The following is a 15212-nucleotide window of genomic DNA, read 5'->3' on the forward strand; positions in this document are numbered from 1 at the left end:
GGTGGAGCCTTGTTTCAATAGTTCTCAATGACCTGCATAATCTCGTATCTGAGCATATCGGCGCTCGGCATACGCTCAGCATGAAAGCGGACGATAGCGATACCGGCACTGGCTAGTGCTTTGTCTTTTTTATCGTCAGCCTTTTGCCGCGATTTACTGCTGTGAGTCCAGTCATCCAGTTCGATGGCGACTAAAGTGGTTTGTGCGTCGATATCGGTAATCACATAATCGACGCTTTGCCGGCAGATGCGATTAAACCAAAAGCTGCGCTCGCTGGCCTCCTCAGAGTTGGCTTCGATAATGCGGGACAACTGAACTTGGACGAAGATATGATATTCAGGGAGGGCATTTTTGAGCTTATTAAAAAAGATGACTTCGGTATCGGTCATAATAGGCATCGGCGCAAAAGGCCAAATCGCCAAATCGTCACCACCTACCGGTGCAGGAGCCGGCTCTTCTCTTTTTGAATTTGACTGATGCTTTATCACCACTATCAGAGTCAAAAAGCCGATAGCTGCGAGCAGAAATACAATGCCAAGTGACATAGGTTTACCTTATAAATTTGAGGCGACCGCCCAGCCTTTGTAGGCTGATAAGTCATACAGTAGGAAATAGAAAAGCAGCCGCTATCGTATACAAGCTTAACTCAATCAGCAATCTTTGACTTCCTCCCCGACCTAAAGGAACGGGGATTCCTACTAAAGACGGTCAAGCCCGACCGCGAGAATGTTTTTTGCTCCATTAACATCACGTTGATGGGTCGTTTTACAAGAACGACAAAACCACTCTCTTATACCAAGACCTTCTCTACCTTTCGGACTGTCTTGGCGGGAGCCGCAACACGAGCAGGTTTGGGTGCTGTACGCTTCATTGACTTCGATACAGTGGCAACCTGCGTTCGCGCATTTGTAATCCAGTTGTCGCTTAATCTCAAACCAACCCGCGTCATAGACGGATTTGGCCAGTTTGGATGAAGTGAATGATGTTGATTTGATTTGACCAACAACGATTAGGCTGTTGGCTTTGACAAGCTTTGATGTGAATTTATGAATTAAATCCTGGCGGGTATTTTTAATCTTGGCGTGAATGGCACGGACCCGTTTTTTGTTTTTAGCACGTTGGGCGGTGGCCAGTTTTTCAGCATATTGATGGGTGACTTTGGTTTGTAGCTGATCACCATCGCTACTGACTGCTGAATCCTTACAGCCTAAATCAATACCGACTTGGCCATCACCGCAGTTGGTTTTTGGAAATTCTTTAACGGTGATACAGGCATACCAGTAGCCGCGATTGTCTTGCACTAGCTCCAGAGTATTGATGCTGTACAGGGCTAGGTTATAGCTGTCCCATAGATCAATAATCAGCTTTTCACCCTTAGCAAGGCTTAGCTGAATAGTAGATTTAAGGCTTTTCTTGCCAGACTGACGGGTTGATAGGTGCTTAATGGCGGTCTTTTTAAACGGAATCCAGCCCAAACTTCTTCTCTTGGCCTTTGGGTTGTTGGTGCGCCAGTTGAGTTTGGCTTTTTTAAACTGTTTACGGGATTTAGCGTGAACCTCACTAATCGCTTGCAAGGTTTGGCTATGCAAGTTTAAATACTCGCCACTACCTTTGGTATAAGCGGCCAAATCATAAGCTGAAAAGAATTTGCCCGTGCGCTGTAAATGTTTAAAACTTAGCTCATTGACGTAATTCCAGACAAAATTAACTGACCCAGCCAATATATTGAGCTGAGTGGCGTGTTTGTCTTTGATGCGTAGTTTGAGCGTTTTCATGGGATAATTATGATCTCAATGCAGTTGAGTAACAAGAGGTTCGCCATACTGGGCGACAATGACTGACGCCTAATATCCGCGCCCTAGAAGGACGTGGTTTTACGGCGTTAAATGATAAAATAAAAAACACGACAATATATGTCGTGTTTTAAGCTAAAGTTTTGCGCTATAGATGGTTTCGAGCTAAAGATAGATACTCATAAGAAAGTAAGTGTTTACCAATATTTGACCCAAGCACCGCTAGTATCCACTTTGGGGTCGTTGTTAATCTTATCTTTTAGCGCTAATGCGGCCACTTTACCGCGCTCAGGACCAACGACGACGCGGACACCGCGACTGGTCTTACTCGTTGTCACTTGATAGCCTGCATCTTTGAATTTTTTGGCGACTCTATCGGCACCGGCTTGATCGCTAGCTAACGAGACTTGTACGCCAAAGTTTCCCTTAGCATCGGTTTGTTTCGCTTCTCTACGAGCCTCTACCAAGCGCTGCTGCGCATCACGCTTTGCTTGTGCTTGCGCTTTTTCTTGTTCGCGCTTACGCTCTGCTTCTGCCGCCTCACGCTCTAAGCGCTGAATCTGTTTACGCGAAGGAATGGTAATCGTCTGCCCTAATTGTAAGGTAGCAGATGGTGAGGTGTTATTGGCTTGGGCTAAGGCTTCAACGGGCACATTGTACCGACGTGCTAGCTTGATTAAGCCATCACCGGACTTGACTTTGTATTCGCTCGGCGAGCTTGGTGGCTCGGATTTAGCCGCTTGCGCTTTTTGCTCAGCTGCCTTTTTTTCAGCGGCTCTTTGTTCAGCGGCTCTTTGTTCAGCGGCCTTTTGTTCTGCCGCTCTTTGCTCGGCAGCTTTGCGTTCAGCTTGTTCTTTGGCTGCCGCTTTTTCTCGGGCCTCAGCTTCTGCCTTTTGTTGAGCAGCGCGCTGCTGCTCTTGCTCAGCTGCTCTTTTTGCTTCAGCGGCGCGGCGCTTTTCTTCTTCAATGCGACTGTCGTTACTTACAGCGTTTGCGCTCGTACTAGTAGGTGTCACGGTATCTTGCTGCGTCTGTACTGCAGGGGTGTCTGATGTGGTGGGCGTTTCTTGTATCGCTTCTTCTTCAGCAGCTTTGGGCATGGCATTATCGATATAGCGTTGGTTTTCTGCGCGTGCTTTAGCGAGTGCTTTGGCCTCTGCAGACTCTTGCTCAGCCAAAAACTGCTCGGCACGCTTTTCTTGTTCCGCTACTCGTAGGGCACGCTCTTTTTGTTTTTGAGCCAATAGCTTTTTTTCAGTTTCGATATCTGTGGTCAACGGGGTCACGGCCTGTTGCTCTTCAGCGCTAGTCTCAACGATAGCTGGGGCCGCAACGGTATTATCATTGGTTCCAATCTGTTGCACCATGGCATATAGCATCACGCTACCGCCAATAATCATGCCGATGCCCAATAAGGCTTGTCTAGAAAAATTCATCCGTTTCATTTCCTCAGTTGGTAACAATGATCACTTTATACCCTCAAAGCTTTATACGCACTGCTTATACTGCAAACTTATCTGATAAATGAGTACTATTTTTACGAAAAAATAGCACTCATTCATTTATAAAGCCTTTTATTATCATAATAAAGCGCTTTGATTATAAAACAATTTTTTCATATTGTCTGCTAACAGGATACTTCAACAGACGATGCAAACTGCGTTACCTAACAAAAGCTAAATCAAACTACTTATCGGCTGAGCTTAAGGTTTTTAGCTTGACCATGTTAGTTTGATGAGCAGCTCTGTCCTAGCGTTATGTTGGCTCTAGGGTCAAAGCTAAAAGCGTCTCGCCAATGGTATGAAAAGAGCCGCAAACTAGCAGGAGATCGTGTGGTTGACTCGCCAAAATAGCCGCTTGCGCCGCCTGCTGTAAACTCTCAAAAGTATGGATGCGCTCTTGAGGAATATAAGCGCTCATCGCGGCTACTAATTGCTCAACGCTCGCTGCTCTTGGATAATCTATCTCAGCGATAAACCACTCAGACATCGGCAAATCAGCTTGCGTTAAACGCTGAACAACCAGCTCGATATCCTTATCTGCGAGCATAGAAAACACTACCTTAATCGTCGCAGTTTTATTACCGGCCAGTTGCTTGTGCTGCTGCCAAAGCGCTACTAACTGCGCGAGCATAAAATCAACGCCATGCTCGTTATGGGCGACATCGAATAGCCAATGGCGATCAGCCAGCTGCCGATAATCAAAACGCCCTGCTAGCTGAACGCTACCCAAGGCTTGCTTGATAGCGTCAATGCCGATATCGAGCGAACTGGCTAGCACAGCTGATACCGCATTAGCAGTATTGGTCAGTGACAGTTTTGGCCGCGGTAGTTTCAGTGTCACTGCCGCGTTACTATATTGCCAAGTAGGCTTAGCATTAGGATTAAGCTCGTTATTAAGCTCATTATTAAGCTTAGTATTTATCTTATCTTCGCTACTACTCTTAACTTCACGGTAATAAAAATCCTGTCCCACTTGATAGCAAGTGACATTATGCTGCTCAACAAGTTCTGCAACGCTGGCGGGCATTTCAGTAGCGCCGTAAATTAGGGGAATACCTTCACGTAAAATACCCGCCTTTTCACGGCCGATATCTTCAAGGTTGTCTCCGAGCCAATCCACGTGATCGATACCGATATTGGTAATCACTGCCAGATCAGGATCGATGATATTGACCACATCTAAGCGCCCGCCTAAGCCAACTTCTAGCACCCAAACCTCGCAGTCTGCGGTCGCAAATATCAAAAGCGCAGCTAGAGTCGTCATCTCAAAAAAAGACAAGGTTAATCCGCATTGCAGCCTTGCAGCCTCAACTTGCTCAAAAGCCGCTATCAAAGTCTTATCACTAACCATCTGGCCATTAATACGTACGCGCTCATTGAACTCAATTAAGTGCGGCGACTGATACAGCGCGGTTTTATAACCCGCAGCTTGACACAGCTCACTGATCATCGCAGTCGTGGAGCCCTTACCATTGGTGCCTGCCACCGTAAAAACGTAGGTATTTTCTTTGGCCGACTGGACGACTCCTAAACGCTCAGCGACCGGCAGCACTCTGGAGAGCCCCATATCTATCGCTGAGACGTGGATTTGCTGCATATAATCTAGCCATTCCGTCAGGCTAGAGTCTTTAGTCGGCTTATACGCCTGCGAAGTCAAAGAAGAAGAGTCCATAAATAACCTATATCAAAAATGGGCGTAAAAAAAGCTATAAATCGTCATTATATTTGCCTCAAAGTGTATAGCAAATTCAATCAAAACCCCAATTCAAAATGACAAGTCAAAACCAAAAAATAGCACTTACCGCTCTTCACGATAAATGCTATTAAAAGTGTGCTAAGTGTACTTTAAAAACAGCTTAAACGCAGAGCTAAGCATCCACGTTTGGCTGATGACAAAGCTTAGCAAGCAGGCGATAAATGGTATCTATCATTTGATGACGATGCACCACTTCATCGACAACGCCGTGCTCTAATAAAAACTCAGCACGCTGGAAAGGCTCTTCTAAGGTCTCGCGTACGGTTTGCTCAATGACGCGCTTGCCGGCAAAGCCTATCATCGCTTTTGGTTCGGCTAAATGGATATCACCAAGCATGGCAAGCGATGCCGTCACGCCGCCGTAAACGGGATTGGTCAACACCACGATATAAGGGATACCTGCCAAACGCAGACGCTCAACCGCAGCTGCGGTACGCGCCATCTGCATCAAGGACAGTAACCCTTCTTGCATACGCGCACCACCAGAAGCAGCAAAACAAACTAACGGTTTACGCTCTGCTAAGGACTTCTCCGCCGCTTGTACAAATCGATCGCCAACCACTGAGCCCATCGAGCCGCCCATAAATTGAAAGTCAAAAGCACAGGCCACGACTTCAAGATTGCGTAGCTTGCCATATAGCACAATCAGCGCTTCGCTCTCGCCCGTCTTAGTCTGGGCTTGCGTCATACGCTCAGGATAAGGTTTGCTATCGACGAAGCCTAACGGGTCTTTTGCGACAAACTCCTGCCCAATCTCGCCATCGACTTGCTCCAAAAACCATTGCAAGCGCTCACGAGCAGTCATCGCCAGATGATGATCGCAGTGAGGACAAACATAACAGTTAAAGATAAGCGCCGTATTGGTGATCATCGACAGGCAGTTCGGGCACTTAGTTGAAGGCTCAGTCTCAACTGCAGTCAGTTGCGGCGTGAGCTGCTGCTTAACGCCCGGTACGGGACGATTAAACCACGATTGGCCTGCCGTATTGGTACTGGTTTTGGTACTGATTTTGGTACTGTCCTCTGACATCTCAGTCTTTTCTATAGTTTCAGTCATATTATTCGCCATTATCAAAAGGTTATCCGACACATTTGCGCATAACCGTTTATAGTATTATGAATGATTGCTCATGCATCATTGCAGATATAGTCTTAGTTTACACACGTAAACTAAAATTAGCAAAGCCATTCAACATATTGCTATTAACGGCTATTCTCGATAGTTTACTGGAGTAATAGTATATAAAACCCGCACTGACGATAATATTACAAACTATCTAAAGCGTCTCTTAGCTCATTCATTTTAGTCATAATACGCTGCTGTGCTTCCGCTACCGCCTTGCTATCATTGGCATCGATATCAGCAAAGTTCTGCACTAAGGCACTCCCCACAATGACCCCATCGGCGTGCTCGCCAATGGCTTTGGCAGACGCACCATCACGAATACCAAAACCAACACAAACTGGCAAATCCGTCTCTGCCTTAATCGCTTGTACTTGCTGCGCGACATCATCAGTATCGAGCGTAGCAGATCCAGTGACGCCTTTGAGTGACACGTAATAAATATAACCGCCACAATGGGTCAAGACTTGCTCACGGCGCTCAGGTAAAGTCGTCGGCGATAATAAGAAAATCTCATTCATCGAATGCTCGGATAGATGCTGAGTAAAGCTGCCCGCCTCGGCTGGCGGCAGGTCCACCATCAAGAGACCATCAACCCCTGCCTGTTCACACAGCTGCACAAAGTTATCATAGCCAATGATTTCCACAGGGTTAAGATAGCCCATCAGGATAATAGGCGTCTGTGTATCTTGCTTACGAAACTCGCTTACCATATTTAGCGCATCACGAGTGCTGGTACCTGCCGCTAACGCGCGCTCGCCTGCTAAAGCTACGGTTGGGCCATCGGCCATAGGATCTGAAAACGGTAAACCGACTTCGATCATATCGGCGCCGTGTTTGACAAGATCATGTAGCAAGCCAACAAAGTTACTCGGATTGGGATCGCCTGCCATCACGTACGGAATCAGCGCTTTTTTGTTCTGTGATTTTAAAGTTTCAAAGGTGCTTTCAATTCGGGTCATAATTTTCTCTAGTTATTATTTAATAAAAACAAGAGGCTATTATTAGCCTCTGTTAATCATATTATTGAATGCTACAGCTCAATCCCTTCCGCCTTCATCACTGAATGCAAATCTTTATCGCCGCGACCTGACATATTCACCACGATAGTCTGCTCAGGTGACATGGTTTTGGCCAGTTTTAATGCATAAGCACAAGCATGAGACGTTTCTAAAGCTGGAATAATACCTTCTTTACGCGTCACTTCATGGAAGCCCTCTAACGCCTCTTTGTCGGTACAGCCAACATATTCAACCCGGTTCATGTCTTTTAGGAAACTATGCTCAGGACCAACACCTGGATAATCAAGACCTGCCGAGATCGAATGCGTCTCTTGAATTTGGCCTTCATCATCTGCCATTAGATACGTACGATTACCATGCAACACGCCGATACGGCCCGCCGCAAGTGGCGCTGAATGACGACCACTTTCGATACCATCGCCTGTAGCTTCGACACCATACATCTTCACATCGGTATCGTTTAAGAAGTCAAAAAACAGACCAATAGCATTCGAGCCGCCGCCAACACAAGCGACTAGTGCGTCAGGTAACTTACCCGTTTGTTGCAAGTGCTGTACACGCGTCTCTTTACCGATGATCGCTTGAAAATCACGCACCAGTAGCGGATAAGGATGCGGGCCTGCTACCGTACCGATAATATAATAAGTCGTATCGACATTGGTGACCCAATCGCGCATGGCTTCGTTCATTGCATCTTTTAAGGTGCGCGACCCTGAAGTCACTGGCACGACAGTCGTGCCTAAGAGACGCATACGGTAGACGTTCATCTTTTGTCGTTCGACGTCGTCTGCGCCCATATAGACGATGCACTCTAAGCCCAAACGTGCGGCGATAGTCGCGGTTGCCACGCCGTGCTGACCCGCTCCTGTCTCCGCGATAATGCGTTTTTTGCCGCACATTTTGGCGAGTAGCGCCTGCCCGATAGTATTATTGACCTTATGCGCGCCGGTATGATTGAGATCTTCACGCTTAAAGTAAATTTGCGCGCCGCCGATTTCATCGCTTAAACGCTTGGCATGATACAGCGGCGTTGGGCGACCGACGTAATTGACCAAATCGTTATGATACTCCTCCCAAAAGGCCGGATCAGCTTTGACTTTGGTGTATAGCGTCTCAAGCTCTTCTAGCGCTGCCATCAAAGTCTCAGACACAAAGCGGCCGCCATGCACGCCAAAATGACCACGAGGATCAGGGTATTGATTGAAATCGGCGACGTCTTTTGGATTGGTAAAAGTATTGATCGTTTGTGCTGAATTATTTTCGGTTGTAGTACTCATCAAAATATCCTGTAGATAACATATAGGTTAAAAATGCTTATAAATTAAAGGCCAAACGATTAGGGCTTATAAATAAATCAATAAAACTCTTTGCCTTAATCTCGGCCATAGTCAATCTCTTCACCGATCATTGCCATCGATCTCGTTTGACCGCTTTCATAAAGCCGCGCATTTTGTCTTCATCTTTTTTACCTTTCGCGGACTCAATACCGCCGCTCACATCGAGCGCGTAGAGCGCATGGATAGGTAGATCTAAAGTTGCGGCGACATTATCAGCATCAAGCCCGCCTGCCAATATAATAGGCAGCGCACTGTCTGTTGGGATCAAAGCCCAATCAAACTGATCGCCCGTACCGCCATATTTCTGCGGATTATAAGCATCAAGTAAAATACTACTTGCACCAGCGCTAGCAAAATCGTTAATTTTAGCTTGGACGCTCGCTAGCGTGTCTTGTTCGCTATTGATACGTAGCGCCTTTATCCAACGTTTATGCACGCTATTAGCCAGTTGCTGACATTGCTCAGGACTCTCATCGCCATGAAACTGGATAATATCAAAAGCGACTTTATCGGCTAACTCCATAAGCTCGTCTTTATCCACATTGACCACTAAGGCGACGACGCTAGTAAAGGCTGGTACTCCGGTAGTCAATTGCTGCGCTTGCGCTATGGTCACCGCACGCGGACTTGGCGGATAAAACACTAAGCCTACCGCATCGACCCCTAACTGGATAGCTGCCTCAATATCAGCAAGCTGAGTGAATCCGCAAAATTTTACCTGCATATTTTGACCTTAGCCAAGTAAACTTGAAGTTGTCTTAATAAAGTGGCTGTTCATAAATTAGCGATTAATAGAGGCGCCCAGCTCTAGAAATGAGGGTGATTTGTTAACTCAAAGCCAAATCAATTGCATCCAAAAACTTATCCTAGCATACTTTTATTCATAGTTTTGTTTATGATTACCATAAGGACTTTTCAATGTCTAAAAAGACAGCGGCAACTAGCAGCAGTAAAGATAACGATAGTAAAAAAAAGCCGGATAATAATGCACATTTGCCCCATTATCTAATGTGGTTTCGTCGTGACTTGCGTATCCATGACAATACCGCTTTGGCCGCTATTTGTGAACAGGCTAATGCCAGTGAAGCGCCTGTTACCGCCGTCTACTTTATCACTCCTGAGCAATGGCTTGAGCATGATGACTCGCTCGTACAAGTCGATCATATCGCGCGTACTCTGCCGATACTAGCGCAAAAGCTAGAAGATCAGTTAAATATCGCATTAAACGTCTATCTATGTGCCGATTTTGATAAGTCTATAGAAGCTATCACTGAGCTATGTGCAGAGCAAAAAATTACTACCGTTATGGCCAATCACGAGTACGAAGGCAATGAAATCGATCGCGATGAAAAGTTGACAAAGCAGCTTGCTAATGATGACATCGAGTTTATCCGCCATCATGACCAGTGTATATTGCCGCCGCTGAGCATCACCACTAATGACGGCGATAGCATGTACAAAGTCTTTACCCCATTTTATCGTAAATGGCGCGATACGTTGGAAGCAGGTTCGCTTAGCGCTCATGAAGCTACAAAAGTGACTGCTAATAATAAAACCAAAGCTCGCATAAAATCTATGGCACTAAAGTCTGCCACAGACAATGCCAATACTAGCGCCAGTATAGAAAAGCTTGCGCACAAAATAGTCGATGACTATCAAAAACCTTTAGAGTACGACGAGAAAAAATTCATCGATAAGCCTGCGCAGCTTAAGCAAGCACGCGAGGATTATCCAGCAGGTGAAGACGCTGCTATACAGCGTTTAAAGGAGTTTGTCGCTGAGGATATCGAAGATTATGATGTCAGTCGTGACAAGCCTATTTTGCAAGGTACGAGTCACCTGTCGGCCTACTTAACGATTGGCGCTATCAGTCCAAGGCTATGTTACCTGCAAGCAGCGCAAGCGCAAGAAAAACTGCACAGTAATGATAGCGATAATGAGGACATCAATCGCTGGATAAGCGAGCTGGCTTGGCGCGACTTTTATCGTCATGTGTTAGTCGAAAAACCCGAACTCATCGAGCATAAAGCTTATAAAGAAGACGCCGATGATAAGGTCAATTGGTCATATGATAAAGATGACTTTGCCGCTTGGTGCGCAGGCAAAACAGGTGTGCCGTTAGTTGATGCCGCGATGCGTTGTCTGAATGCTACAGGCTTTATGCATAATCGCTTACGCATGGTGACGGCAATGTTTTTGACCAAAGATTTGCTCATCGATTGGCGCTGGGGCGAGCGCTACTTTATGCAGCAGCTGATCGATGGTGACTTTGCTTCTAATAATGGCGGCTGGCAATGGAGCGCTTCTACGGGTACGGATTCTGCGCCGTATTTCCGCATTATGAACCCCTTTAGCCAAGGCAAAAGCCATGATGCTAAGGGCGAGTTTATCAAGACTTGGCTGCCAGAGCTCAAAGACGTCCCTGTTAGCACGTTGCACTCTGAGGACAAAATGCGTAAGGCACTAAAAAAAGGCGGCGAGTTTGCAGATATAGATTACCCTGTGCCTATGGTTGAGCATAAAGAAGTGCGCAAACTGGCTATTGCTGAGTTTAAACAATAAAGCATAGCTCAGTATTTATACAAAAAATGTATCTCTGAAAGTTGCCATAAAAAAAGCGCTCAATTATCGGTAACTGAGCGCTTTTTTATATTGAGCTTAACACTTAGAACTTATCGATTTTGAATCAGTTAATGTGAATCAGTTAATGTGAATCAGTTAATGTGAATCAGTTAATTTGACCAAGTTAACTCGCGGTACTCGCCGGCATGCGACAAGCGCCCGCGCCTTGCGTGGTGACTGTGACCACCGCTCCTGTCATCGCAAATAGCTGCTGCAATTGTGTTTGCGCGTTGCTCAGCGCCATGGTCATCACATCACCGCGGCAGGCACGCTCAAGCACTTCTTTTTTGGCCATACTTTGCGCTTGTGCCAATATCGCCGGATCAACTTGCATCATGCCAAACGCGCCCGTTTGCCAGTCGTATATCTCGATATCATCAAGATATACGGCAAACACCTCTGAGGGTGGTATAGTGATATTAATCTTTGGCATGATCGATGATGGCGTAGTCGAGTTATCCGCGGCTTCGAGCTGCTCATTAGTAGGCTGCACTACTTGTACCATCTCAGGCGTCAAGGCGCTCAGATCGATACCTGCTTGCACACGTCCTTTAGCAATGAACAGCGCCTTTTGCTCATCTTGCCACAGCTTTGCCCAGCTGCCCTCGCGTTCACTAGTGATAATGGTATCGACACTAAAAGCCACCGTTTGCAGACGATTAAGCTGCTGAATTTGGGTGACAACACCTTCTCTAGTAATCGTCTCAACAGGCTCTTCCTCAGCACTGTTTTGCATGATATAAATCGCAAAAGCTAACGCCGCTAGACCCACAAAGAGTAGTAGCCACGACATCTTAGCAATTTTTGGCTTAGGCTTAGGCTTACGCTCTTTGACAAGCCTATTATTAGGATCAGAAACGGGTTGCTCAGGAGTACTCATAGCGGCTACCTTTTTATGCGTTATTTGTTGTGTGCAGCTTAAAAAATTCAGTGCAGAATATTTATCTTAAAATCATAAGCTTAAATAAATACTGCTACTTAAATGCTATCAAAGCACCTAACTTCAAGGCGTCGCTACTTATTGTCAACACAAACCTTAAGTGAGTTATCTTTTAATCATTCGCTTTGTGTTAATAATAAAGGCTTGCTAGGATGGAAATGACAAAAAGTCATTGCGTCTGAGCCTAACTTTACCTAACATAGACAGGTTACGCTGAAGCATTATAAAAGCTCTATTATAAAGAGCGTTAATCGACTCGTTTCAGTGACTTCTTACCAAGGCAAGCTAGCGCTGGCATAAAATTTTAGCCTTACGTTTAGCGTCTTTTTTATTTATTGTATGATTGAAGATAAGGTTACGCTTTATTTATGAAAGCCAGTCAGTTCTTGTTCGCCACGCTAAAAGAGACCCCAAGTGATGCCGATATCGCCTCCAGCCAGTTGATGGTGCGTGCCGGTCTTATTCGTAAAATCGCTTCTGGACTCTATATTTGGTTGCCTTTAGGACTACGCGTCTTACAAAAGGTGGAACGTATCGTCCGTGAGGAGATGCAAAATATCGGCGCACAAGAGGTGCTTATGCCAATGACTCAGCCCGCTGAGCTATGGCAAACTACTGGCCGGTTTGAGGACTATGGTCCTGAGCTGCTACGTTTCAAAGATCGCCATGATCGCGACTTTGTACTTGGGCCCACGCACGAAGAGGTCATCACTACTTTAGCTCAAAGCGAGCTACGTAGCTATAAGCAGCTACCGATTACTTTCTTTCAAATTCAAGGCAAATTCCGTGATGAGATTCGTCCTCGCTTCGGGGTGATGCGCGCGCGTGAATTTACTATGAAAGACGCCTACTCGTTCCATGTCGATCAAGCCTCGCTTGCCAAGACTTACCGGGATATGTACGACGCTTACACGCGTATCTTTACTCGTCTAGGCTTAGATTTTCGTGCCGTACAAGCAGATACCGGCTCTATCGGCGGCTTTGCCTCGCATGAGTTTCATGTATTGGCGGACAGCGGCGAAGACGATATCGCCTTCTCTGACTCCTCTGATTACGCGGCGAACGTTGAGCTTGCCGAATCTTTATCTTTTAACATGGCTGAGCGCCAGCCGCCAAAGCAGGCGCGCGAAGATGTGCTCACCGAAGGTATGACCTCTTGTAAGATGGTTGCTGAACATTTAGATATCCCGCTGGCGAATACGGTCAAAACCTTGATCGTCCATGGTCATAAAGAAGACGATACGCCGCAGCTAATCGCCATAGTTTTGCGCGGCGATCATCAGCTCAATACCATCAAAGCAGAGAAAATCGAAGAAGCCAATGTGCCACTAACACTTGCCTCTGATGCAGAACTAAAAGCGGCGGGGCTGCATAAAGGCTATATCGGCGTTGACCTAGATATGCCTGTGTTTGTCGATCGCTCAGCGGCCACTTTATCCGACTTTGTGGCCGGCGCTAATGTCGTTAATAAGCACACTATCGGTATGAACTGGGTGCGTGACACCCGTATCACCCGCATCGTCGATGTGCGCAACGTACAAGAAGGCGACCCTTCTCCTGATGGTAAAGGCACGCTAAAAATCAAGCGCGGTATCGAAGTCGGTCATATCTTCCAGTTGGGCGATAAGTACTCTCAAGCGATGAATGCTACTGTCTCTGGCGAAGATGGCAAGCCTGTGACGTTAATGATGGGCTGCTACGGTATTGGCGTGAGCCGTATTATCGCCGCTGCTATCGAGCAAAATAACGACGAGAACGGCATCATGTGGCCACAAACGCCAGATGTTGATGACTCCTTAGCGCCATTTGAAGTCGCTATCGTACCAATGAAATCCAAAGAAGACACGGTGATGGAGACGGCAACTGCGCTTTATGAAGAGCTAAAAGCGAAAGGCGTCAATGTCCTACTCGATGATCGTAATGAGCGCCCAGGCGTTAAGTTTGCTGATCTTGAACTGGTTGGTATTCCGCATCGCATTGTAGTCTCCGATCGCAACTTGGCTGAAGATAAGTATGAGTATGTCGATCGCCGCGATAGTGAGAAGCAAATGCTAAGCCGCGAGGAAGTATTGGCAAAGGTCGTTGGTTAATACGCTTCAATATAAAAAATAGCCTAGCTCATTAAATGAGCTAGGCTATTTTTTTTGCGGCCTATTCAATGACACGCGCTACTGGCGAATCAAACGACTTGGCTTCGGCAATAGTGAGATATCACTGACACGGCAAGGGTTAATATCGATACCGCCGCGGCGCGTGTACCAAGCTCTGACCATCAGCTCTGTAGGCTGATAAAACTCACTTAAATCAGCGAATATCTGCTCGACACACTGCTCATGAAAACCATTATGCTGACGAAAACTTAAGATATAGCGCAGCATCCTCGCGTCATCAACTTCGATAGCGCTACTCATCTCTACCGCTAGCGTTCCCCAATCGGGCTGATTGGTCACCGGACAATTACTACGCAGTATATTGGAATAAAAGCTGAACGGCTGACTACTGTCACGACTTGATTGTTGCGTTTTAGCTTTTAATAATGAAGCATCAGGATGCGAAGTCAGAGCTATTTTTTCATGACTATCCGCTAGCGCATCATCGATACATACGCCCTTCGGCTGAGTAATGAATAGCTCTGAATCTCTATTATTTAAATCAAATAATTCAACTTTGACTTCACCTTGCACGCAGTTAGATAAATCTTTGCTTAGCATTGTCTTAACCTCGTCCCAACTGGCAAACTCAGTAAAATTAATACTATTCAGATAAAGCTTCAGCGATTTGGACTCGACGATAAAAAGCGACGTCGCAGGGATACTAAAACGCGCCATCGCGACTTGCGAGATACCTTGCGTGTTTAGCCAAGAGACCTCAAACGCGTGCCACCAGTCCATACCGATGCTAAGTTTAGCAATACCGGGCTTATCAAATTGCCAGCCTATAGCTTCGCGCCCCATACTACGGTCAATCGGATACAGGGTTTCAGGACTGTACTTGGTCGGATAGTCGGTGGTTTGCTCGCCTAAAATGCCATGGATACTCATAACTTGCCTTTTGTCTATGCTATTAGGGCGTGTTGAACATTCGACCATGGCACTGACAGCGACTATTTTTTAGGCG

At 46.2% G+C, this 15212-nt stretch carries 12 protein-coding genes; 2 read left to right on the plus strand and 10 right to left on the minus strand.

Annotated features, from left to right (window positions below):
* Positions 1-14: 14 nt before the first annotated feature.
* The 8 genes from I3248_RS04380 to I3248_RS04415 all read right to left on the minus strand — a co-directional run bounded on the left by I3248_RS04380 (position 15) and on the right by I3248_RS04415 (position 9257).
* Positions 15-545: a DUF2726 domain-containing protein gene (locus tag I3248_RS04380; protein WP_201600085.1), complete on the minus strand. Its 531-nt coding sequence runs from the start codon at positions 543-545 to the stop codon at positions 15-17.
* A 153-nt stretch (positions 546-698) separates the two neighbouring features.
* Positions 699-1775: a transposase gene (locus I3248_RS04385; protein ID WP_238062666.1), complete on the minus strand. Its 1077-nt coding sequence runs from the start codon at positions 1773-1775 to the stop codon at positions 699-701.
* A gap of 215 nt (positions 1776-1990) precedes the next feature.
* Positions 1991-3229, minus strand: a complete 1239-nt coding sequence (locus tag I3248_RS04390) for a LysM peptidoglycan-binding domain-containing protein (RefSeq protein ID WP_238062667.1) — start codon at positions 3227-3229, stop codon at positions 1991-1993.
* Positions 3230-3548: 319 nt separating this feature from the next.
* Positions 3549-4967 carry a bifunctional tetrahydrofolate synthase/dihydrofolate synthase gene (gene folC / locus I3248_RS04395; RefSeq protein WP_238062668.1) on the minus strand — a complete coding sequence of 473 codons (1419 nt, stop codon included), beginning with the start codon at positions 4965-4967 and terminating at the stop codon, positions 3549-3551.
* Positions 4968-5163: 196 nt separating this feature from the next.
* The gene (gene accD, locus I3248_RS04400) at positions 5164-6081 is read right to left on the minus strand and encodes an acetyl-CoA carboxylase, carboxyltransferase subunit beta (RefSeq protein WP_227683047.1); all 918 of its coding nucleotides are present in this window, start codon (positions 6079-6081) and stop codon (positions 5164-5166) included.
* 236 nt (positions 6082-6317) lie between these two features.
* The gene (gene trpA, locus I3248_RS04405; protein WP_238062669.1) at positions 6318-7136 is read right to left on the minus strand and encodes a tryptophan synthase subunit alpha; all 819 of its coding nucleotides are present in this window, start codon (positions 7134-7136) and stop codon (positions 6318-6320) included.
* Positions 7137-7207: 71 nt separating this feature from the next.
* A complete protein-coding gene (trpB, locus tag I3248_RS04410; protein ID WP_238062670.1) occupies positions 7208-8473 on the minus strand; it encodes a tryptophan synthase subunit beta in 1266 nt (421 codons plus the stop codon).
* Positions 8474-8600: 127 nt separating this feature from the next.
* Positions 8601-9257 carry a phosphoribosylanthranilate isomerase gene (locus I3248_RS04415; RefSeq protein ID WP_238062671.1) on the minus strand — a complete coding sequence of 219 codons (657 nt, stop codon included), beginning with the start codon at positions 9255-9257 and terminating at the stop codon, positions 8601-8603.
* A gap of 194 nt (positions 9258-9451) precedes the next feature.
* Here I3248_RS04415 and I3248_RS04420 point away from each other — a divergent pair, with 194 nt between their 5' ends.
* On the plus strand, positions 9452-11095 hold the full coding sequence (locus I3248_RS04420) for an FAD-binding domain-containing protein (protein WP_238062672.1): 1644 nt from the start codon (positions 9452-9454) through the stop codon (positions 11093-11095).
* 184 nt (positions 11096-11279) lie between these two features.
* Here I3248_RS04420 and I3248_RS04425 read toward each other — a convergent pair whose 3' ends face one another.
* Positions 11280-11948 carry a DUF4230 domain-containing protein gene (locus I3248_RS04425; protein WP_238062677.1) on the minus strand — a complete coding sequence of 223 codons (669 nt, stop codon included), beginning with the start codon at positions 11946-11948 and terminating at the stop codon, positions 11280-11282.
* 515 nt (positions 11949-12463) lie between these two features.
* Here I3248_RS04425 and I3248_RS04430 point away from each other — a divergent pair.
* Complete coding sequence (locus tag I3248_RS04430) at positions 12464-14185, plus strand: proline--tRNA ligase (RefSeq protein ID WP_201559653.1); 1722 nt, start codon at positions 12464-12466, stop codon at positions 14183-14185.
* Positions 14186-14263: 78 nt separating this feature from the next.
* Here I3248_RS04430 and queF read toward each other — a convergent pair whose 3' ends face one another.
* The gene (queF, locus tag I3248_RS04435) at positions 14264-15136 is read right to left on the minus strand and encodes an NADPH-dependent 7-cyano-7-deazaguanine reductase QueF (RefSeq protein WP_238062673.1); all 873 of its coding nucleotides are present in this window, start codon (positions 15134-15136) and stop codon (positions 14264-14266) included.
* Positions 15137-15212: the final 76 nt, after the last annotated feature.

Source organism: Psychrobacter sp. Ps3 (genome assembly GCF_022129275.1).
Lineage (GTDB): Bacteria > Pseudomonadota > Gammaproteobacteria > Pseudomonadales > Moraxellaceae > Psychrobacter > Psychrobacter submarinus.

Coding starts and splice junctions, on each gene's coding strand:
- folC (WP_238062668.1), bottom strand. CDS start 4,967: ATGGACTCTTCTTCTTTGACTTCGCAGGCGTATAAGCCGACTAAAGAC.
- accD (WP_227683047.1), bottom strand. CDS start 6,081: ATGTCAGAGGACAGTACCAAAATCAGTACCAAAACCAGTACCAATACG.
- I3248_RS04385 (WP_238062666.1), bottom strand. CDS start 1,775: ATGAAAACGCTCAAACTACGCATCAAAGACAAACACGCCACTCAGCTC.
- I3248_RS04420 (WP_238062672.1), top strand. CDS start 9,452: ATGTCTAAAAAGACAGCGGCAACTAGCAGCAGTAAAGATAACGATAGT.
- I3248_RS04425 (WP_238062677.1), bottom strand. CDS start 11,948: ATGTCGTGGCTACTACTCTTTGTGGGTCTAGCGGCGTTAGCTTTTGCG.
- I3248_RS04415 (WP_238062671.1), bottom strand. CDS start 9,257: ATGCAGGTAAAATTTTGCGGATTCACTCAGCTTGCTGATATTGAGGCA.
- I3248_RS04430 (WP_201559653.1), top strand. CDS start 12,464: ATGAAAGCCAGTCAGTTCTTGTTCGCCACGCTAAAAGAGACCCCAAGT.
- queF (WP_238062673.1), bottom strand. CDS start 15,136: ATGAGTATCCATGGCATTTTAGGCGAGCAAACCACCGACTATCCGACC.
- I3248_RS04390 (WP_238062667.1), bottom strand. CDS start 3,229: ATGAATTTTTCTAGACAAGCCTTATTGGGCATCGGCATGATTATTGGC.
- I3248_RS04380 (WP_201600085.1), bottom strand. CDS start 545: ATGTCACTTGGCATTGTATTTCTGCTCGCAGCTATCGGCTTTTTGACT.
- trpA (WP_238062669.1), bottom strand. CDS start 7,136: ATGACCCGAATTGAAAGCACCTTTGAAACTTTAAAATCACAGAACAAA.
- trpB (WP_238062670.1), bottom strand. CDS start 8,473: ATGAGTACTACAACCGAAAATAATTCAGCACAAACGATCAATACTTTT.